This is a genomic window from Alteraurantiacibacter palmitatis, assembly GCF_037154115.1.
Lineage (GTDB): Bacteria > Pseudomonadota > Alphaproteobacteria > Sphingomonadales > Sphingomonadaceae > Alteraurantiacibacter > Alteraurantiacibacter palmitatis.
Genome location: NZ_JBANRO010000005.1, coordinates 95,750 through 112,145 on the forward strand (window position 1 = coordinate 95,750; position 16,396 = coordinate 112,145).

Annotated in this window: 21 protein-coding genes and 1 pseudogene; 13 read left to right on the top strand and 9 right to left on the bottom strand. The window is 66.0% G+C overall.

Going from position 1 to position 16,396, the window contains the following annotated elements; translation table 11 throughout:
- Nucleotides 1-46: 46 nt before the first annotated feature.
- The 4 genes and pseudogenes from WFP44_RS07230 to WFP44_RS07245 all read left to right on the top strand — a co-directional run bounded on the left by WFP44_RS07230 (nucleotide 47) and on the right by WFP44_RS07245 (nucleotide 3,569).
- Nucleotides 47-1,892, top strand: a pseudogene (locus WFP44_RS07230) (ABCB family ABC transporter ATP-binding protein/permease).
- Between the two features lie 61 nt (nucleotides 1,893-1,953).
- A complete protein-coding gene (locus WFP44_RS07235; protein WP_336925755.1) occupies nucleotides 1,954-2,445 on the top strand; it encodes a hypothetical protein in 492 nt (163 codons plus the stop codon).
- Between the two features lie 72 nt (nucleotides 2,446-2,517).
- Nucleotides 2,518-3,033 carry a hypothetical protein gene (locus tag WFP44_RS07240; RefSeq protein ID WP_336925756.1) on the top strand — a complete coding sequence of 172 codons (516 nt, stop codon included), beginning with the start codon at nucleotides 2,518-2,520 and terminating at the stop codon, nucleotides 3,031-3,033.
- A complete protein-coding gene (locus tag WFP44_RS07245) occupies nucleotides 3,030-3,569 on the top strand; it encodes a hypothetical protein (RefSeq protein ID WP_336925757.1) in 540 nt (179 codons plus the stop codon). The genes WFP44_RS07240 and WFP44_RS07245 overlap by 4 nt, the downstream gene beginning before the upstream one ends.
- On the opposite strand, the gene WFP44_RS07250 is transcribed toward WFP44_RS07245, so the two are convergent.
- The 3 genes from WFP44_RS07250 to WFP44_RS07260 are packed head-to-tail and all read right to left on the bottom strand — an operon-like array spanning nucleotide 3,566 to nucleotide 6,191.
- Nucleotides 3,566-3,778: a DUF1737 domain-containing protein gene (locus WFP44_RS07250; protein ID WP_336925758.1), complete on the bottom strand. Its 213-nt coding sequence runs from the start codon at nucleotides 3,776-3,778 to the stop codon at nucleotides 3,566-3,568. The genes WFP44_RS07245 and WFP44_RS07250 overlap by 4 nt on opposite strands.
- A gap of 14 nt (nucleotides 3,779-3,792) precedes the next feature.
- Nucleotides 3,793-5,091 (bottom strand): ATP-dependent protease ATPase subunit HslU, encoded by a 1,299-nt coding sequence (gene hslU, locus WFP44_RS07255; RefSeq protein WP_336925759.1) that lies wholly within the window; start codon nucleotides 5,089-5,091, stop codon nucleotides 3,793-3,795.
- A 35-nt stretch (nucleotides 5,092-5,126) separates the two neighbouring features.
- Nucleotides 5,127-6,191 carry an acyltransferase family protein gene (locus WFP44_RS07260; protein ID WP_336925760.1) on the bottom strand — a complete coding sequence of 355 codons (1,065 nt, stop codon included), beginning with the start codon at nucleotides 6,189-6,191 and terminating at the stop codon, nucleotides 5,127-5,129.
- A gap of 141 nt (nucleotides 6,192-6,332) precedes the next feature.
- Here WFP44_RS07260 and WFP44_RS07265 point away from each other — a divergent pair, with 141 nt between their 5' ends.
- Entirely contained in the window at nucleotides 6,333-6,590 is a 258-nt protein-coding gene (locus tag WFP44_RS07265) for a PepSY domain-containing protein (protein ID WP_336925761.1), read from the top strand.
- Between the two features lie 4 nt (nucleotides 6,591-6,594).
- Here WFP44_RS07265 and hslV read toward each other — a convergent pair whose 3' ends face one another.
- On the bottom strand, nucleotides 6,595-7,173 hold the full coding sequence (gene hslV, locus WFP44_RS07270; RefSeq protein WP_336925762.1) for an ATP-dependent protease subunit HslV: 579 nt from the start codon (nucleotides 7,171-7,173) through the stop codon (nucleotides 6,595-6,597).
- A 43-nt stretch (nucleotides 7,174-7,216) separates the two neighbouring features.
- Entirely contained in the window at nucleotides 7,217-7,696 is a 480-nt protein-coding gene (locus tag WFP44_RS07275) for an outer membrane protein assembly factor BamE (RefSeq protein ID WP_336925763.1), read from the bottom strand.
- A gap of 197 nt (nucleotides 7,697-7,893) precedes the next feature.
- Between WFP44_RS07275 and WFP44_RS07280 the strand changes: the two genes are divergently transcribed.
- Together WFP44_RS07280 and WFP44_RS07285 are read left to right on the top strand one after the other, a co-directional pair.
- Nucleotides 7,894-8,418 (top strand): ubiquinol-cytochrome C chaperone family protein, encoded by a 525-nt coding sequence (locus WFP44_RS07280; RefSeq protein WP_336925764.1) that lies wholly within the window; start codon nucleotides 7,894-7,896, stop codon nucleotides 8,416-8,418.
- Nucleotides 8,415-8,948 carry a YceD family protein gene (locus WFP44_RS07285; protein ID WP_336925765.1) on the top strand — a complete coding sequence of 178 codons (534 nt, stop codon included), beginning with the start codon at nucleotides 8,415-8,417 and terminating at the stop codon, nucleotides 8,946-8,948. The genes WFP44_RS07280 and WFP44_RS07285 overlap by 4 nt, the downstream gene beginning before the upstream one ends.
- A gap of 214 nt (nucleotides 8,949-9,162) precedes the next feature.
- Here the strand turns inward: WFP44_RS07285 and ssb are convergent, their stop codons facing one another.
- From ssb to WFP44_RS07300, 3 genes are all read right to left on the bottom strand, one after another.
- Nucleotides 9,163-9,669 (bottom strand): single-stranded DNA-binding protein, encoded by a 507-nt coding sequence (gene ssb, locus WFP44_RS07290; RefSeq protein ID WP_336925766.1) that lies wholly within the window; start codon nucleotides 9,667-9,669, stop codon nucleotides 9,163-9,165.
- Nucleotides 9,670-9,767: 98 nt separating this feature from the next.
- Nucleotides 9,768-10,436, bottom strand: a complete 669-nt coding sequence (locus tag WFP44_RS07295) for a COQ9 family protein (protein ID WP_336925767.1) — start codon at nucleotides 10,434-10,436, stop codon at nucleotides 9,768-9,770.
- Nucleotides 10,437-10,438: 2 nt separating this feature from the next.
- The gene (locus tag WFP44_RS07300) at nucleotides 10,439-11,047 is read right to left on the bottom strand and encodes an ankyrin repeat domain-containing protein (protein ID WP_336925768.1); all 609 of its coding nucleotides are present in this window, start codon (nucleotides 11,045-11,047) and stop codon (nucleotides 10,439-10,441) included.
- Nucleotides 11,048-11,185: 138 nt separating this feature from the next.
- Here WFP44_RS07300 and WFP44_RS07305 point away from each other — a divergent pair, with 138 nt between their 5' ends.
- From WFP44_RS07305 to WFP44_RS07330, 6 genes are all read left to right on the top strand, one after another.
- Entirely contained in the window at nucleotides 11,186-11,794 is a 609-nt protein-coding gene (locus WFP44_RS07305) for an SCO family protein (RefSeq protein WP_336925769.1), read from the top strand.
- Between the two features lie 7 nt (nucleotides 11,795-11,801).
- On the top strand, nucleotides 11,802-12,233 hold the full coding sequence (locus WFP44_RS07310; protein WP_336925770.1) for a YcgN family cysteine cluster protein: 432 nt from the start codon (nucleotides 11,802-11,804) through the stop codon (nucleotides 12,231-12,233).
- Nucleotides 12,230-12,982, top strand: coding sequence for a M48 family metallopeptidase (locus tag WFP44_RS07315; protein WP_336925771.1), 753 nt, complete (start codon nucleotides 12,230-12,232; stop codon nucleotides 12,980-12,982). The genes WFP44_RS07310 and WFP44_RS07315 overlap by 4 nt, the downstream gene beginning before the upstream one ends.
- Nucleotides 12,983-13,053: 71 nt before the next feature.
- The gene (locus tag WFP44_RS07320; protein ID WP_336925772.1) at nucleotides 13,054-13,530 is read left to right on the top strand and encodes a hypothetical protein; all 477 of its coding nucleotides are present in this window, start codon (nucleotides 13,054-13,056) and stop codon (nucleotides 13,528-13,530) included.
- On the top strand, nucleotides 13,517-14,524 hold the full coding sequence (gene ribD, locus WFP44_RS07325; RefSeq protein ID WP_336925773.1) for a bifunctional diaminohydroxyphosphoribosylaminopyrimidine deaminase/5-amino-6-(5-phosphoribosylamino)uracil reductase RibD: 1,008 nt from the start codon (nucleotides 13,517-13,519) through the stop codon (nucleotides 14,522-14,524). The genes WFP44_RS07320 and ribD overlap by 14 nt, the downstream gene beginning before the upstream one ends.
- 5 nt (nucleotides 14,525-14,529) lie before the next feature.
- Nucleotides 14,530-15,147 (top strand): riboflavin synthase, encoded by a 618-nt coding sequence (locus WFP44_RS07330; RefSeq protein WP_336925774.1) that lies wholly within the window; start codon nucleotides 14,530-14,532, stop codon nucleotides 15,145-15,147.
- Between the two features lie 15 nt (nucleotides 15,148-15,162).
- Here the strand turns inward: WFP44_RS07330 and WFP44_RS07335 are convergent, their stop codons facing one another.
- Complete coding sequence (locus WFP44_RS07335) at nucleotides 15,163-16,341, bottom strand: amino acid aminotransferase (RefSeq protein ID WP_336925776.1); 1,179 nt, start codon at nucleotides 16,339-16,341, stop codon at nucleotides 15,163-15,165.
- Nucleotides 16,342-16,396 lie beyond the last annotated feature (55 nt).

Below are 16,396 nucleotides of genomic sequence, written 5' to 3' on the forward strand. Positions count from 1 at the left end.
CCATTCCTCCTTGTCGCGGACGCGGCGAAGGCCCACTTGGCGAGGCATGATACGCACCAGCAATTCCGGCGAAGGCCACGATCCCGCTTTGATCGAACAGGCAGGCTGGGGCACGGTGCGCCGGTTCCTGCCCTATCTGTGGCCCAAGGATCGGCCCGATCTGCGCTGGCGCATCGCGGTGGCGGCGCTGTTCGTGCTGGTGGCCAAGGTGATCGTGCTGTCCGTCCCCTTTGCCTATGCCCGCGCGGTGGACGCGATGGCCGATGGCGCATCCAGTGTGCGCGAGGAAGCGATGTGGGCCGCGCTGGCGCTGGTGCTGGCCTATTCTGCGGGGCGTTTTGCCACCACCTTCTTCGACCAGACGCGCAACATGGTGTTCAACCGCGTGGGGCAGGACGCGGTGCGCGACCTTTCGGAAGACGTGTTCGAGAGGCTGCACCGCCTGTCGCTGCGCTTCCACCTCTCGCGCCGCACGGGCGAACTCACCCGCGTGATCGAACGCGGCACGAAATCGATCAGCAACATGATCTATTTCCTGCTGTTCAATATCGCCCCGACGGTGATCGAGCTGATCGTGGTGGCGGTGATATTCTACAAACTGTTTGGCTGGGAAATCGTGGCGGCCACCGGCGTCACCATTGTCGCCTTTGTCTGGATCACGCAGGCGATCACCGAATGGCGCACCAAGCTGCGCGCAAAGATGAACCGGCTGGACGGGCAGGCCATGTCGCGCGCGGTCGATTCGCTTCTCAATTACGAGACGGTGAAATATTTCGGCGCGGAAGGGCGCGAGAAGCGGCGCTTTTCGCAAGCCACCAGCGCCTATGCCGAAGCCGCGATCAAGACAGACAACAGCCTTGCCGTGCTCAACATCGTGCAGGCGCTGATCCTGCAAGTGATGATGGCAGGCGCGATGGCGTGGACGGTGTGGGGGTGGAGCCAGGGGCGCCTTTCAGTGGGCGATCTGGTGCTGGTGAACACCTATTTGCAGCAGCTGTTCCGCCCGCTCGATATGCTGGGCTGGGTCTATCGCACGATCCGGCAGGGGTTGGTCGACATGGCGGAGATGTTCAAGCTGATCGATACGCCGGTGGAAGTGACCGACGCGCCCGCCGCGCCCGCGCTGCTGGTGCGCCGCCCGTCGCTCGTGTTCGACAATGTGCATTTCGGGTATGAGCCCGATCGCAAGATCCTGCACGGCCTGTCCTTTGAAGTGCCCGCGGGTGCGCATATTGCGCTGGTGGGGCCATCGGGCGCAGGCAAGAGCACGATCGGCCGCCTGCTGTTCCGCTTCTACGATCCGTGGGAAGGCCGCATCCTGATCGACGGGCAGGATATTGCGCAGGTGACGCAAAGCTCCTTGCGCGCCGCGATCGGCATCGTGCCGCAGGACAGCGTGCTGTTCAACGACACGCTGGCCTACAACATCGCCTATGGCCGCGAAGGCGCCGATGCCGGTGCAATCGAACAGGCGGCGCGCGATGCGGCGATCTGGCCCTTTATCGAAAAGCTGCCCAAGGGGCTCGACACCGAAGTGGGCGAGCGCGGGCTGAAACTGTCGGGCGGGGAGAAGCAGCGCGTGGCGATTGCGCGCACGCTGCTGAAGAATCCGCCGATCCTGCTGCTCGACGAGGCGACCAGCGCGCTCGATTCGCGGACCGAGGAGGAAATCCTCGCTACGCTGCGCCGCGTGTCCGAAGGGCGCACCACGATTGCGATTGCGCACCCGGCTTTCGACGATTGCCGATGCCGATTTGATCCATGTCATTCACGATGGCATGGTGGTGGAGCATGGGAACCATGCCCAGTTGCTGCGCCAGGATGGCCTTTACGCCGATATGTGGGCGCGGCAATTGCGCGAAGAGGCGGAGCTTCCCGAAGCCGCGCAGTAATTGGAAGAGGATCACGACGATGCGCCCTGCCCGGATTGTCTTGTCGCTTGCGGTTTGCAGCGTGGCCCTTGCCGCGCTTGCCGCCCCCGCTGCGACGCAAGGAACCGAACCGCTTTATGTCCGGCACGAAATGCAGGCCGAAATCAACCCGGCGGTGGTGGCGATCTGGGATGTCGGCAACACTGCGACGGACGATTACGGGATGCTCGATGCCAGCAAGATGACGGCGGCGCAGTGGGATGCGCTGGCTGATGCCGCCGCCGCGCTGGTCGCTTCCAGCGAACGGATGGCGCGCGCAGGCGACATTCGCGCCGCCGCGCCGGGCAATATGGCGACCGAGGAATACGAGGTCACCATGGCCCAGGTGCAGGAATATCTCGACGCTGATCCGGCGGCCTTTCGCGTGATGGCGGCCGAATTCGCGCTGGTCGCGCGCAACCTCGAAACCGCCGCCCGCGCGCGCGATGCAGCCACGGCGGGCGGGATTGTCGCCAATCTGGATGCCGAATGCGCGGTGTGCCATGCGCAGTTCTGGTATCCCGAAGCACCCTGACGCAGCGATGCGCCGCAAGGCTGGGCCAAATGCCCTGATGACCTGGGCGGGCCTTGCGCGCACAAGCCGCGCATGATGTCCGCACTCGCCTGGCTGGAACAGACCCCTCCCAGCGTCTTCATGCGCGAGGATTTCTACGCCTATTTCGTGGCGCTGATCGGCCATGCCTGGGGGATGGCGCTGCTGGTGGGCGGCGGGATTGCCATATGCCTGCGCGTGCTGGGCGTGGCGAGGGGCACGCAGTTGGCGAAATGGCGCAGCCTGTTTCCGGTCATGAAGCTGGGGGCCGTGCTGGCGGCTGTTTCGGGCCTTGCCCTGCTGGCAGGATATCCGGCGAAAGCGCTGACCAATTGGGTCTTTGCCCTCAAATTCGTGTTCCTGATCGGCGGCGTGTGGCTGGTGGCGCATATGGCGCGGGTCAGCTTTTCCAAGGGCGTGGAGCCGGTGGGGCTGGTGAAGCTGCAGGCCGTGCTGGCGCTGGCGCTGCTTTTGGGCGGCGTCGCGGCGGGCAAGCTGCTGCTCTATACCAACCAGATGCTGCTCACTTCCGATGCACAGTTCGAGACAGGTTTGGGGGTGACGGAATGACCTATCCGGCCGATCCGCTGCTTGACCCGGTCAAAATCGTCAACTGGGCGATCGATACCGGCCTGTTCGACATCGCCTATTCCAGCTGGGGCTGGCCGCTGGCCGAAGTGGTGCACTTTACCGGCCTCACCCTGCTGATCGGCACGGTGGGCGTGGTGGATGCGCGGATGCTGGGCGCGTTTCGCGGGCTATCGCTGCCCGCCTTGCACCGGCTGGTGCCGTTCGGCGTGCTGGGCTTTGGCTTAAGCGCGGCGAGCGGCGTGGTCTTTGTTGCCTCCAGCCCCGATCAGTATCTGTATAACCCCGCTTTCCAGCTCAAGATGGCGGTAATGGCGCTGGCAGGCGTCAATATGGCGCTGTTCTATGCCACCACCGCGCGAAAGCTGGCGCGGCTGGGGCCGCACGATGCCATCCCGCGCGCGGCGCGGTGGTTTGCCGGGATCAGCCTGGCAAGCTGGCTGTTCGTGATTGCCGCCGGGCGCGTCATCACCGCCTTCCGCCCGCCCGCCTGGTTCTGGTGCGGCTGGTGCAGCTAGGGTGCAGGCGTGCCGCCATATCCCGGCCAGATCACGGCCTGCGCCACATACATCCGGCCCTCGTCCACATGGAAGGCCAGCGATGGCGGGCCGTGCAGCCGCCAGCCTTCCTCCAGCGCCTGCGACACGCGCTCGCAAAAGGCATGGTCATCCGGGCCGGTGATGCAGCGATAAGGCAGGCGTCCATCGGGCGGCGTATCGGCGGTCATTCGGGCTATTCCGATTAGAGTATATATTTGGAAAGGTCGGCATTGCCCGCAAGGCCAGCCAGCTTGTCGCGGACATATTCGGCATCAATCGTCACCGTCTCGCCCACGCGGTCTTCGGCGGTGAAGGACAGTTCCTCGAACAGGCGTTCCATCACCGTCTGCAACCGGCGGGCGCCGATATTCTCGACGCTCTGGTTCACTTGCGCGGCGATCTTCGCCACTTCGCGCACTGCCGCATCATCCATCGTCACCGTCACCCCTTCGGTGGCGAGCAGCGCCTGATACTGGCTGACCAGATTAGCGCGAGTCTGCGAAAGGATCGCGACGAAATCCTCCTCGGTCAGGCTGGCGAGTTCGACACGGATCGGCAAGCGGCCCTGCAATTCGGGCAGCATATCGCTCGGCTTCGCCACATGGAACGCGCCGCTGGCGATGAACAGCACGTGGTCGGTCTTCATCGGGCCGTATTTGGTGGCGACCGTGGTGCCTTCGATCAGGGGGAGCAGATCGCGCTGCACCCCTTCGCGGCTGACGGAGCCGCCGCGCACATCGGACACGGCAATCTTGTCCACCTCGTCGAGAAAGACGATGCCGTTGGTTTCCGCATTGGCAAGGGCAACGCGCGCGACATCGTCCTGGTCCATGCGCTTTTCGGCTTCTTCATCGACCAGCCGGTCCCATGCTTCGGGCACTTTCAGCTTGCGGCGCTTTTTGGGCGGCCCGCCAAAGGCTTTGCCCATCATTTCACTGAGGTTGATCATGGTCGCGCCGCCGGGCAGTCCGGGGATGTCCATCTGCATCCCGCCGGCCTCGGCCACCTCGATCTCCACCTCGGTTTCGTTCATCGCGTTTTCCACGATGCGCTGGCGGAAGCTTTCGCGCGTGGCGGCGCTGGCGCTTTCGCCCACCAGCGCGTTGAGCAGCCGTTCCATCGCCGCCTTGCTGGCGGCTTCGCGCACGGCTTCGCGGCGGCGGTCCTTTTCCAGCCTTATCGCCTCTTCCACCAGATCGCGCGCAATCTGTTCCACATCGCGTCCGACATAGCCGACCTCGGTAAACTTGGTCGCCTCCACCTTCACGAACGGCGCATCGGCCAGCTTGGCCAGACGGCGGCTGATCTCGGTCTTGCCGCAGCCGGTGGGGCCAATCATCAATATGTTCTTGGGCGTCACCTCGTCGCGCAGTCCGGCGTCGAGACGCTGGCGGCGCCAGCGGTTACGCAGCGCCACGGCCACCGCGCGCTTGGCATCCGCCTGTCCAATGATGTGTTCGTCGAGAGCGGCCACGATGGCCTTGGGGGTGAGATTGTCCATATGCCCTTCCCAAATGGCCCCGGCATTGCGGTGGTTCAAGTCCGGCGACCGGCCACCGCCACTCGCCGGTTCAGCGCGGCGGTCAGCGGGCGCTCAATCCACAGGTAGAAGCCAAGGCTGATGACGAAGGCCCCGCCCAGCAGGCTGGCGAAATGGAACCACGGCCCCAGCGCATAGAGAAAGCCGGGGTAGAAGGCGGCCCAGATCCACGCCACCGGCAGATGCAGCAGATAGAGCGCGTAGCTCATGCCTCCCAGCACGTCCGCCACCTGCGGCCCCGGCACGCGTAGCGGCCCGCCGACCACCGCAGCAAACAGCAGCAGCGCGGGCAGACCAGCCCAGAGGAGATAGGCAAAGTCGAGCGCATCGCCCGTTGATCGCGGCACCAGCGCCATTGCCGGAACCACCGCCAACGCCAGCGCCACGCGCAAGGGTGCGGGCAGTTCCCCTCCCCCCTCGCGCCACAGGGCCAGCGCCATGCCGATGGGGAACAGCAGGCTGACCGGGCGGGTGGCGCTGAACAGCACCGCGCCGGGGCTGGCGAGCACGGTGCCCAGCAGCACCAGCGCTGCAATCCCGCCCGCCGCCACGAAAACGGCAGGCCAGCGGCCCGCCGAAATGCCAAGGCCGAACAGCAGATAGAACAGCATTTCATAGAACAGCGTCCAGCCGGGCCACAGGATCGGCAGCGGTCTGGCCCCATCCGCGCCGTAACCGGGCACCAGCGCCAAGGATCGGAGCAGGTGGCCAGCGTCCACCTCGCGCCCCAGCCACAGAAAGACTGCGACCAGCAGCGCGGTGGCGATCCAGTAGGGCGGCAGGATGCGCACCGCGCGCCGCAGCCAGAAGGCTTGCGTCCCCCCCTTCACGCCGAACAGGCGCTGCGAGGCGACGACCATGATATAGCCCGACACAAGGAAAAACAGCGCCACCGCGCTTTGCGACGCGTGGTTGCTGGCGCGCGCCACGCTGCGATCAAGGCCCAGACCGCCCGCGACATGATCCGAAAAGGCAAAGGCCAGATGCCCCCCCGCCACCACTGCCGCGGCAAGGAAACGCAGCAATTGCACGGACACAACGCGGCCCTGATGCTGATCCATGCCCGCCCCTTGCCCCAATTCGCCGCGCGATGCGCACATTTCGCCCCGAACAGTGTCAGCCGCGCGGCAGGATGACAAGGCTGGCAAGGAACAGACAAGGCCGCTGGCGCGTAAACCCTCCACCAAAAAGGAGAATATGTCATGCGTTTGCTTGCACTTGCCGCCGCGATTGCCCTGCCGACCGCTGCCTTGGCCAATGACTGGGACGATCAGCCGATCACCGATGCCGAACGCGCCAGCGTGATGGCCGCGCTGGAGGCTGCCGGCTGCACCAGCCCCGACAGTATCGAGCGCGACGATAACGGCTATGATGTGGACAATGCGCGCTGCGGCGATGGCGTTTACGACATCGAACTGGACCGCGACTTCACCATTACCGAACGCGACCGGGAAGATTGAGCGGTCAGACCCGCTCCACCGTCAGCCGGTCATTGGTAAAGACGCACAGATCGCTCGCCACGGCCATGGCCCGGCGGGCGATCTTTTCGGGATCGTCCTCATAATCGACCAGCGCGCGCGCCGCCGCCAGCGCGTAATTCCCGCCCGAACCAATCGCCGCGATGACCGTTTCGCCCTGCATTTCGGGTTCGAGCACATCGCCATTGCCGGTGAGCACAAGCATGGCATCGGCATCGGCCACGATCATCAGCGCTTCCAGATTGCGCAGATATTTGTCGGTGCGCCAGTCCTTGGCCAGTTCGACGGCGGCGCGCAGCAATTGGCCGCCGTGGGCTTCCAGCTTTTTCTCCAGCCGTTCGAACAGGGTGAAGGCATCTGCCGTGGCCCCGGCAAAGCCCGCCACCACGCGGCCGTCTGCACCAAGGCGGCGCACTTTGCGGGCATTGGGCTTCATCACCGTATTGCCCATGGAAACCTGGCCATCGCCCGCGATCACCGTCTGCCCGCCCCGGCGCACGCCGATGATGGTGGTGGAATGCCACTGCACGAGGCCGTGGGCGGAAGCGCTGTTTGGTTCTGTCATGGCCGAAGATATGGGCAAGCTGCCAGCCGACAGCAAGATGCGATCAGCGAGGAGGCGCCCCGCTTCCGCCCATGCCAGCCGCACCCACCTGGCCGATATTGCCGAACAGATCCTGCAACAGCGTGCGGTTGCGGCCCAGCGTCGGCGTTTCGCGCCCATCGGGGTTCAGGCGCACCACTCGCTCCACCCCGCTGCGTTCGACCGACAGGACATTGCCCCGCTCGTCATACCGGATGGCCAGAACCGTATGCCCGGCAATGCGCGGACGGGTGAAGGGTGCCTGTTCGGTGCGGCTGGAGATGTAATACCACACCGGATCGCCAAACTGGCTCTGCATGGTGGGGCGGCCCAGCGTGCCCTGCACCGATTCGCGGTTGTCGAGGCCCGGCTGCACCGATGCCACCAGCACTTCGTCAATCAGATAGCCGCGCGAATTCTGGATCGAGGCGCAGCCCGCCAGCGTCAGCGCGGCCAGTCCTGCCCCCGCAATCCGCACGATCAATTGCCTGCCTGGCAGATGCATAGTGAAGCCTTCGTCCTTCGCTTGGCCATGCCACCAACCCGCCGCGCCCAAGGGCTGCATTGCGGGAATGGGGCTACGGCCTATATGTTCGCCGATACGTTCGGATGCCAGCCTTACGGGCTGGCGCCAAATCGTGCAATGCGCTTGCCCACAGGGCTTTGAACGCCTGCTTAACACCCGCGAAAGGCAAACCGCCGATGTCCTTCTTTGCTCGCCTGCTGGGAACCGCGCCCGATCCGGTCGAGGCGGTGCGCCCCTTATGGCACCGCGTGGTGGCGATCAGCCGCCAGCCCGATCATTACGCGCGCTGCGGCGTGGCGGACACGATTGACGGGCGGTTCGACATGATCGTGCATATTCTGTCGCTCACCATGCTGCGGATGGAGGCCAGCCCCGATCTGGGCCTGCAAACCGCGCGCCTGACCGAATTGTTCGTGGAGGATATGGACGGGCAATTGCGCGAAAACGGCATTGGCGATGTGGTGGTGGGCAAGCATATCGGCCGCTTGATGAGCGCGCTGGGCGGGCGCATGGCCGCGCTGCGCAAGGTGATGGCGGAAAAGGATGCCGCCGCTTTGGCCGAGGTGCTTGAACGCAATATCCACTGGAACGAGGCTGCCGAGCCGGCGGCGCTGGCCGCCCGCTTGCTGGATCTGTCGGCTGACCTTGCCGGGCGCAGCGATGCCGAGGTGCTGGCGGGCGATTTCGGAGAGCCGCGATGACTGTCGCCCCCACCCCCGCGCCCGAATTCTCCTGCATGGTCGACCGGCGGCAACTGACCGCCGCGCCGCTGGTGCTGCGCGCCGACGATGCACAGCGCGCCGCGCTGGCGCAGCGCTTCGGGATTGTGGCGGTCAAGCGGCTGGAAGCGACAGTCAGCCTGATTGCCGATGGCGAGGCGGTAAATGCGGCAGGCACGCTGGAGGCCGATATCGTGCAAAGCTGCGCCGTATCGGGCGAAGACCTTCCCGTGGAAATCCGCGAGCCGCTGACCTTCCGCTTCGTGCCTGACACCGGCCCCGGAACGCCGGACGAGGAAATCGAGCTGGACGGCACCGAGCTGGACGAGATCCCCTATTCCGGCACCGCCTTTGATCTGGGCGAAGCCGTCGCGGAAAGCCTTGCGCTGGCGATCGATCCCTATGCCACCGGGCCAGAGGCGGACGCGGTGCGCGAAAAGTTCGGCCTCAATGACGAAGGCCCCAAGGGGCCGCTCGCCGCTGCGCTGGCGGCGTTGGTCAAGAAGGATTAGGGGGAAGAAGGATTAGGCGCTGTCCTACACACGCGGAAAGTGCCGAGCTTGCCCCCGGCTCTTTCGCATCTGTCCATTGCCCCACGGGAAAATTCACCCGCCGAAGTGTCAACTTTGCAATCGGGGATCATTCCGTTGATTCTGAACGGCAATTTGCCGCCTCAGAGCAGCGTCACGATGTCAACTTCGTCAGCTTTCCCGCGATCATCCCGCATCAGAACGGGATATCGTCATCCAGATCGTCGGCAAAGCTCGATCCGCCGCCAGCCGAACCGCCGCCCTGGTTCCAGCCGCCCGACGATCCGCCGCGGTCATTCCCGCCCGATCCATAATCCGAACTGCCGCCGCCGCGCTGGCCGCCGCCACCGGGTGCACTGTCGAGCATGGTGAGCACGCCGCCCATGCCGCCAACCGACACTTCAGTGGTGTAACGGTCATTGCCGTTCTGATCCTGCCATTTGCGGGTGCGCAATTGCCCCTCGATGTAAACCTTGCTGCCCTTGCGCAGATAGCGTTCGGCCACGCCCACCAGCCCATCGGACTGGAGCACGACAGTGTGCCATTCGGTGCGTTCCTTGCGCTCTCCGGTGGCCTTGTCCTTCCACTGTTCGCTGGTGGCGATGCGCAGATTGGCGATGCGTCCGCCGTTCTGGAAGCTCTTGATTTCCGGGTCCTGCCCCAGATTGCCGATCAGGATTACCTTGTTGACGCTGCCCGCCATCGAATCGTGTCCTCTCGAAAGTGTCGGCGCATGGCCTAGCCAATCGCAAGGGGCAGCGCCAAGGGGCGTGGGGCAATTATGCCCGACCTACCTGCGCACTAGGATTGCGGGTAACGCAGCCGCCCCAGAAAACGCGCCAGATCGAAATGTTCGCGCGCCGGCGTGCCTGCACCGCCCAGCAGCCGCGCCTTGGCCTTTTCGAACCGCATCACCCCGTCAATCCGCCGGTCGAGAAAGGCGGCGCTGTCGGCCTTGGCCATGCTGTCATCCTGCACGAATACGGCAAGACAGGCGGCATAGATGCCCGCCAGGATCGCCCGCTTGGTGTAGTGGTTGTAATCGGTGGCGGTATCGCCCGCCAGCCGCCACATTTTGTCGGCACTGCTCCAGCCGAGCGCCAGGCTACGGCCCAGATTTTGTGGCATCGCCTGGATCGCCAGCGCGCGGGCTATCGCTTCTTCCACCCCGCGCAAGGCTTCCAGCCGGAACCAGACAAGCGTGCGGATGCGTTCGCGGATTTTCATATTGCCCAGCGATCCGTCGGCAAAGCGCGCTTCCATATCGGCATCGATTCGCTGCACCAGCGCGGCGATCATATCCATCGCGCCGCCTTGAAAGGCCAGCCGGGCAAGCGCGGGATCGACGCCTTCGTCCGCCGCTGCGGCGTCCAGCGCGGCATCGCTCCACCCGTCGAACACCGCCGCACGCGCCAGCGCCGGGGCGAGGCGCAGGCGCAGATCGTCGAGCGTTTCGTGGCGCTGATCCATCGTCAGAAACTCGGCCCGTAGCTGCCGCTTTCGCTGGCAGAGCGTTCATAGCGGGTGATCACTTCATTGGTGATATCGCGTTCCCCGCGCAGCCGTGCGTAATCGCGTGCGGACCGGCCCGAATGGTCGGTGCGGTCGGGGCTGGCGCCGGCTTGCAGCAGCACGCGCATCAATTCGGTATTGCGCGCGTGCACCGCGAACATCAGCGGGGTTTCGCCGGTATTGTTGGCCACTTCCACCCGCGCACCGTGGGCAATCAGCTTCTGCACGCCTTCGACCCAGCCCGCCTGCACCGCCTGGATCAGCGGGGTGACGCCGGCATTGTCGGCCAGGTTCACATTCGCGCCCTGCTGGTAGAGGTAATCCACCCACACGCCGTTGCGCCGCCCGACGGCGAGGTGCATCGCGGTGCGCCCGTTCGAGATATCGCGCGCATTGACCACGGTGGAACCGGGCACGCTGAGCAGTTCGGTGACCTTGGATGTGTCACCCCCGTTCAGCGCATCCTCGACCGCCTGCAGGAACTGGTAGCCTTCCGACCGAAGCTGCGCCGATGCGGGCGCTGCGCCTACAAGGCCCAGCCCCATTCCAGCGGCGGCGATCAATCCCAACAGTTTCCCTGATACACGAAGACTGCCCATGGCCTGTCCCCAACTCCTTGCATTGCAAAAACGGGCGATACGCGGATCATCGCCAACGCGGATTCTCCCTTGCCGCCGCTGCGTTAGCAGAGCATGAACCGCCCTGTCATGCCAAAGCTCCCTTTTGTCCGTATCCCGGCGCTTCTTGCTGTCCTGCCCGCCCTTGCCCTGCTGTCCGCCTGCGATGCGGCCCCGCCGGCCGAACCGCCGCCGCTGGAAGGCGCGGCCATCGGCGGGCCGTTCACCCTGGTCAACGGCGCGGGCGAAACCGTGCGGTGGAGCGATTTCGACGGCAAGTGGCGCATGGTCTATTTCGGCTACACCTGGTGCCCCGATGTCTGCCCGTTCGACCTGACCCGCATGATGCAGGGTTATAATCGCTGGGCCGAAGCAAACCCTGAACTGGCGGACGAAGTGCAGCCGATCTTCATCACCATCGATCCCGAACGCGATACGCCTGAAAAAGTGGCCGAATACACCGCCAATTTCGGCACGAATCTGATCGGCCTGACCGGCAGCCCCGAAGCGATTGACGAGGCGGCGAAGAACTTCTCGGTCTTCTATTCGCGCGGGGCCGATGATGCCAATGTCGGCTATCTGATGCAGCATTCCAACGCCGGTTACCTGATGGACCGGCAAGGCAATCCCATTGCCCTGCTTCCCGTGGACGAAAGCGCCGAGGGCGTCGCAGAAGAGCTGGGCAAGTGGGTCCGGTGACACGCTGATGCGGGAGCGGTTCTGGGAACTGCCGCTGGAATCGCTTGCCCGCGAGGAGTGGGAGGCGCTGTGCGATGGCTGCGGGCGCTGTTGCCTGCACAAGCTGGAGGACGAGGATACCGGCGAAGTGGCGGAAACCAATGTCGCCTGCCGCCTGCTCGACACCCAAACCGCACGCTGTTCCAATTACCGCCACCGCCGCGCCTTCGTGCCCGATTGCCTGCGCCTGACGCTGCAACTGGTGAAGAAAGTGCCCTGGCTCCCGTCCACCTGCGCCTATCGTCGCCGCGCCGATGGCGATCCCCTGCCCGACTGGCACCCGCTGCTGACCGGCGGACCCGAAGCCATGATCGTCGCCGGGGTGAGCGTGGCAGGCCGCGTGATCAGCGAGGACCAGGCCGGGCCGATCGAGCATCATTTGACGCAGTGGCCCCAATGATCGGCTGGCTGCGCGGTGAGAGCGGGCAAGCGGCAGCCGACCCCGTGCTCGACCTGCCCGCAGGGCCGCTGCCCATCGCGATCCGCCGCCACCCGCGCGCCACGCGATTGACGATGCGGCTTGCCCCTGATGGCAGCGAATTGCGGATGACGATCCCGCGCTGGGGCCGCACCGCCGATGCGCTGGCCTTTGCCCGATCCCGCGCGGACTGGGTGGAGGCGCAACTGGCCCGCGTTCCGCCGGCGCTGGAGATCGCGCCGGGAACCGCCTTTCCCTATCGCGGGTGCCGCGTGGTGATCGACTGGCAGAAATCCGCGCCGCGCAGCCCGCTGGTGGATGGATCGGCGCTGGTCATCGGCGGGCCGCCCGACAACCTCGCCCCGCGCATCCGCCGCTGGCTGGAGGGTGAGGCGCTGGCCCATCTGGCCGATGATCTGGCGCATTACTGCGCCCGCGCCAGGCAGGCAGTGCCCGATCTGCGCCTCAGCCGCGCGCAAAGGCGGTGGGGATCGTGCAGCAGCGGGCGCGGCATGACTGCTCGGCGCTGTATCCGAATCAACTGGCGGCTGATCATGGCGCCCGACACCGTGCGCCGGTCGGTGGTGGCGCATGAAGTGGCGCATCTGGCGCATTTCGACCATTCCCCGGCCTTCTACGCCATGCTGGACAGCCTCTTCGACGGTGATCTGGCCAGCGCCGACAGGTGGCTTAAACGCGAGGGGCGCGGGCTCTATGCCCCCTTCGGCTGAGCGCAAAAGGTGACCGCGCGCACGAAAGCCCTACTGGCGCAACCGGCTGCGAGCGCCTATCTGCCCTTCCCATGAAGCAATTCCTGCGCCGCATTTCCCCGCGCCGGGCGGTGGCCGATTTCGTTACCGTCTGGCGGCAGCCGACCCGGCACCGCTGGGGCCTGCTGGGCGTGGCCATCGCCATGACCTTTGCGCTGTTCATGCTGTTCATCCCCAAGAGCCAGATGGTCGAGCCCGAAATGCCCGAAGTCATCTACATCTCCACCTGGGCCGAAGGACGCAGCGAGGCCGAAATCATCGCCTCCAACTGTCGCAACCAGCAATTGCGCGACGAGCTGGAAAGCCTGCTGGCCGAGCGCGCGGAAATCCGCCGGGACATCTACAAGGCGCTGGGCCGCGCCACTTTTATCGACGTGGACGCAATCGAAGCCGAGGCCGAGGCGGCCCGCGCCGCCGAACAGGCAGCCAATGCAGTGCCGCTGCCCGACGATGTCGATCCGCTGGCGCGCCTGTCGGTCGAGGAATATTGCGCCCGTGCAGGGGGGTGAAAGCGGGGCGGCTGAGGCCGAAGCGGCGGCAGATGCACGCTGGCTGGATGCCGCGGCCAGCCTCGCCAGCCGCGCCCGGCCGCACAGCGCGCCCAACCCCGCTATTGCCGCACTGGTGGTAAAGGATGGCCGGGTGCGGGGCCGGGGCTGGACCGCGCCCGGTGGCCGCCCCCATGCCGAAGCGGTCGCGCTGGCGCAGGCGGGCGATGCGGCGCGCGCGGCCACGCTCTATGTCACGCTGGAACCCTGCGCCCACGCCTCGCCGCGCGGCCCGGCCTGCGCTGACCTTGTGGCACAGGCGGGTCTGGCGCGCGTGGTCATCGGCTGCACCGACCCTGATCCGCGCACCCATGGCAAGGGTTCCGCGCGGCTGCGCGCCGCCGGAATTGCGGTGACGCTGGCCGATCATCCCGCCTGCCGCGACAGCCTGGCCGGTTTCCTGACGCGCGAGACGAAGCATCGCCCGCATATCACGCTGAAACTGGCGGTGAGCGCGGATGGCTTCATCGGGCCTGTGTCGGGCGAACCGGTCGCCATCACCGGCCCTATCGCCCGCGCCCATGTCCACCGCCAGCGCGCCATGGCCGAGGCGATCCTGGTGGGCGGGGCGACCTTGCGCCGCGATGCCCCGCGCCTTGATGTGCGGCTGCCGGGGCTGGAGGCACTTTCCCCCCGCCGACTGCTGCTGACGCGCGGCGATGCGCCGGAGGGGTGGGAGAAGCTGGGCAGTCCGGAAGGCATCACGCGCCTGTTGCCGCTGCAATATCTCTATGTCGAAGGCGGCGCCGAGACCGCCGCCGCGTTCCTCTCCGCCAGTCTGGTGGACGAGGTGCACCTCTATTGCGCGCCTTTGGCCTTGGGCCGGGGCATCCCCGCCTATGGTGCGCTGGGCGCAGCGGCAGGCGGCGCACCGCCGCCCGGTTTCACCTGCGTTGACCAGCGCGATCTGGGCCGCGATAGCTTGCGCATCTTCCGGCCCTTTCAGGAGACCTAGGCCCCATGTTTACCGGCATCGTCACTGCCATCGGCACGATTCGCAAGGTGGAGCAGCGCGGCGATCTGCGGCTGGAAATTGCCTGCCCGTTCGACCCGGCACGCATCGCCATCGGCGCATCGATCGCCTGTTCGGGCGTGTGCCTGACCGCGGTGCAGAAGGGCGGTGAAGCAGGCGATAGCTGGTTCGCGGTCGATGTCTCGGCCGAAACGGTCAGCCGCACCGCGCGGGCCATGTGGGCGCAAGGGCGGCGGCTGAACCTCGAACCCTCGCTCAAGCTGGGGGACGAGATGGGCGGCCATATCGTGACCGGCCATGTCGATGCAGTGGGCCGCGTGGTGGGCTGGCAGGGGGAAGGCGATTCGATCCGGGCGACGATTGCCGCGCCGCCTGCGCTCGCGCCCTATATTGCGGCCAAGGGTTCGATCACGGTGGACGGCGTCTCGCTGACGGTCAACGCGCTGGACGACCAGGCCGATGGCAGCGTGCATTTCCACCTGAACCTGATCCCGCACACCGCGGCGGTGACAACGCTGGGCGCGCTGGACGTGGGCAGCGAAGTCAATCTGGAGATCGACGTGGTCGCCCGTTACCTGCAACGCATCATGGCGCTGCGCGGGTGAACGGGCCTCCCGCGATCAGCCGCTGACCGCAGCCAGCGCGCTTACGAAAGTGCCGATATTGTCAGTGGTCAGCCCGGCGATGTTGATGCGGCCCGATCCCGCCATATAGACGGCGTGATCGGCGCGGATCGCGGCAATCTGCTCCTTGTCCAGCGGCAGCATGGCGAACATACCCTGCTGCTGGCCCAACGGCACCAGATTGACGGTGCCCGCCATGCCCGATGCCGCCAGCGTATCGCGCACCTGCCGGATACGCGCGCGCATCGAGGCAAGCTCCTCCAGCCAGTTGGCCGTCAGCGCCGCGTCTTCCAGCACCATCCGCACCGCCGCTGCACCATGATCGGGCGGCATGGACCAGTTGGCGCGGGCGAGGGCATGGCCGTTCGACAGCGCAGCCTGCGTCTGCGCCGCGTCGCGGGTAAAGACATAGAAGGCGCCCACACGGTCGCGGTAGAGGCCGAAATTCTTGTCGCAGCTGTAAGCGATCAGCGCCTGCGGCAGGCGAGCCACCACGGCGCGCGTGCCATAGGCGTCCTCGTCCATGCCGGCGCCCAGCCCCTGATAGGCCAGATCGATGATCGGCAGCACGCCGGTTTCGGCCAGCAGATCGACAATCGCGTCCCACTGCGCGGGCGTGTAATCAATCCCGGTGGGGTTATGGCAGCAGCCGTGCAGCAGCACCGCATCGCCCGGCTGCGCAGCCTTGAGCGCAGCGGCCAGCGCATCCAGATCGGCGCTTCCATCGGCAGCGGCGTGGTTGAACGCCACCAGCTCGACCCCGGTATCGGCCATGATCTGCGCATGGTTGGGCCAGCTGGGCGTGCCCATCAGCACGCGGGCCACCCCGGCCTTCTTCGCCAGCGCAACCGCCAGGCGCACCGCGCCGGTGCCGCCGGGGGTCTGCATCCCGTCAATCCGACCGCCTTGCGAAGGATCCTCGCCGCCGAAGATATGCGGCATCAGCGCATGGACAAAGCCCATGTCGCCTTCCGGCCCCAGATAGGCCTTGGTGTCCTGCTCGGCCACCAGCTTGGCCTCCGCCGCCTTGATGCAGGCAAAAACGGGGGTGCCTCCGTCAGCCGTGCGGTAAACGCCCACGCCAAGGTCGATCTTGGCCGGACGCGGGTCCGCATCATAAAGCTTGATCAGCGCCAGCAGCGCATCGGGCGGTTGTTGGGTGAGTGTGTCGAGCATAGCGGCGGCTCCATGCCGCCAGCGCCGCCCTATCGCAAGCGGGAATGTGCCCTTT

What these genes read in the sequence shown, in the direction of transcription:
- WFP44_RS07240 (WP_336925756.1), top strand. Translation starts at nt 2,518, where the DNA reads ATGATGTCCGCACTCGCCTGGCTGGAACAGACCCCTCCCAGCGTCTTC.
- WFP44_RS07245 (WP_336925757.1), top strand. Translation starts at nt 3,030, where the DNA reads ATGACCTATCCGGCCGATCCGCTGCTTGACCCGGTCAAAATCGTCAAC.
- WFP44_RS07250 (WP_336925758.1), bottom strand. Translation starts at nt 3,778, where the DNA reads ATGACCGCCGATACGCCGCCCGATGGACGCCTGCCTTATCGCTGCATC.
- hslU (WP_336925759.1), bottom strand. Translation starts at nt 5,091, where the DNA reads ATGGACAATCTCACCCCCAAGGCCATCGTGGCCGCTCTCGACGAACAC.
- WFP44_RS07260 (WP_336925760.1), bottom strand. Translation starts at nt 6,191, where the DNA reads ATGGATCAGCATCAGGGCCGCGTTGTGTCCGTGCAATTGCTGCGTTTC.
- WFP44_RS07265 (WP_336925761.1), top strand. Translation starts at nt 6,333, where the DNA reads ATGCGTTTGCTTGCACTTGCCGCCGCGATTGCCCTGCCGACCGCTGCC.
- hslV (WP_336925762.1), bottom strand. Translation starts at nt 7,173, where the DNA reads ATGACAGAACCAAACAGCGCTTCCGCCCACGGCCTCGTGCAGTGGCAT.
- WFP44_RS07275 (WP_336925763.1), bottom strand. Translation starts at nt 7,696, where the DNA reads ATGCATCTGCCAGGCAGGCAATTGATCGTGCGGATTGCGGGGGCAGGA.
- WFP44_RS07280 (WP_336925764.1), top strand. Translation starts at nt 7,894, where the DNA reads ATGTCCTTCTTTGCTCGCCTGCTGGGAACCGCGCCCGATCCGGTCGAG.
- WFP44_RS07285 (WP_336925765.1), top strand. Translation starts at nt 8,415, where the DNA reads ATGACTGTCGCCCCCACCCCCGCGCCCGAATTCTCCTGCATGGTCGAC.
- ssb (WP_336925766.1), bottom strand. Translation starts at nt 9,669, where the DNA reads ATGGCGGGCAGCGTCAACAAGGTAATCCTGATCGGCAATCTGGGGCAG.
- WFP44_RS07295 (WP_336925767.1), bottom strand. Translation starts at nt 10,436, where the DNA reads ATGGATCAGCGCCACGAAACGCTCGACGATCTGCGCCTGCGCCTCGCC.
- WFP44_RS07305 (WP_336925769.1), top strand. Translation starts at nt 11,186, where the DNA reads ATGCCAAAGCTCCCTTTTGTCCGTATCCCGGCGCTTCTTGCTGTCCTG.
- WFP44_RS07310 (WP_336925770.1), top strand. Translation starts at nt 11,802, where the DNA reads ATGCGGGAGCGGTTCTGGGAACTGCCGCTGGAATCGCTTGCCCGCGAG.
- WFP44_RS07315 (WP_336925771.1), top strand. Translation starts at nt 12,230, where the DNA reads ATGATCGGCTGGCTGCGCGGTGAGAGCGGGCAAGCGGCAGCCGACCCC.
- WFP44_RS07320 (WP_336925772.1), top strand. Translation starts at nt 13,054, where the DNA reads ATGAAGCAATTCCTGCGCCGCATTTCCCCGCGCCGGGCGGTGGCCGAT.
- WFP44_RS07330 (WP_336925774.1), top strand. Translation starts at nt 14,530, where the DNA reads ATGTTTACCGGCATCGTCACTGCCATCGGCACGATTCGCAAGGTGGAG.
- WFP44_RS07335 (WP_336925776.1), bottom strand. Translation starts at nt 16,341, where the DNA reads ATGCTCGACACACTCACCCAACAACCGCCCGATGCGCTGCTGGCGCTG.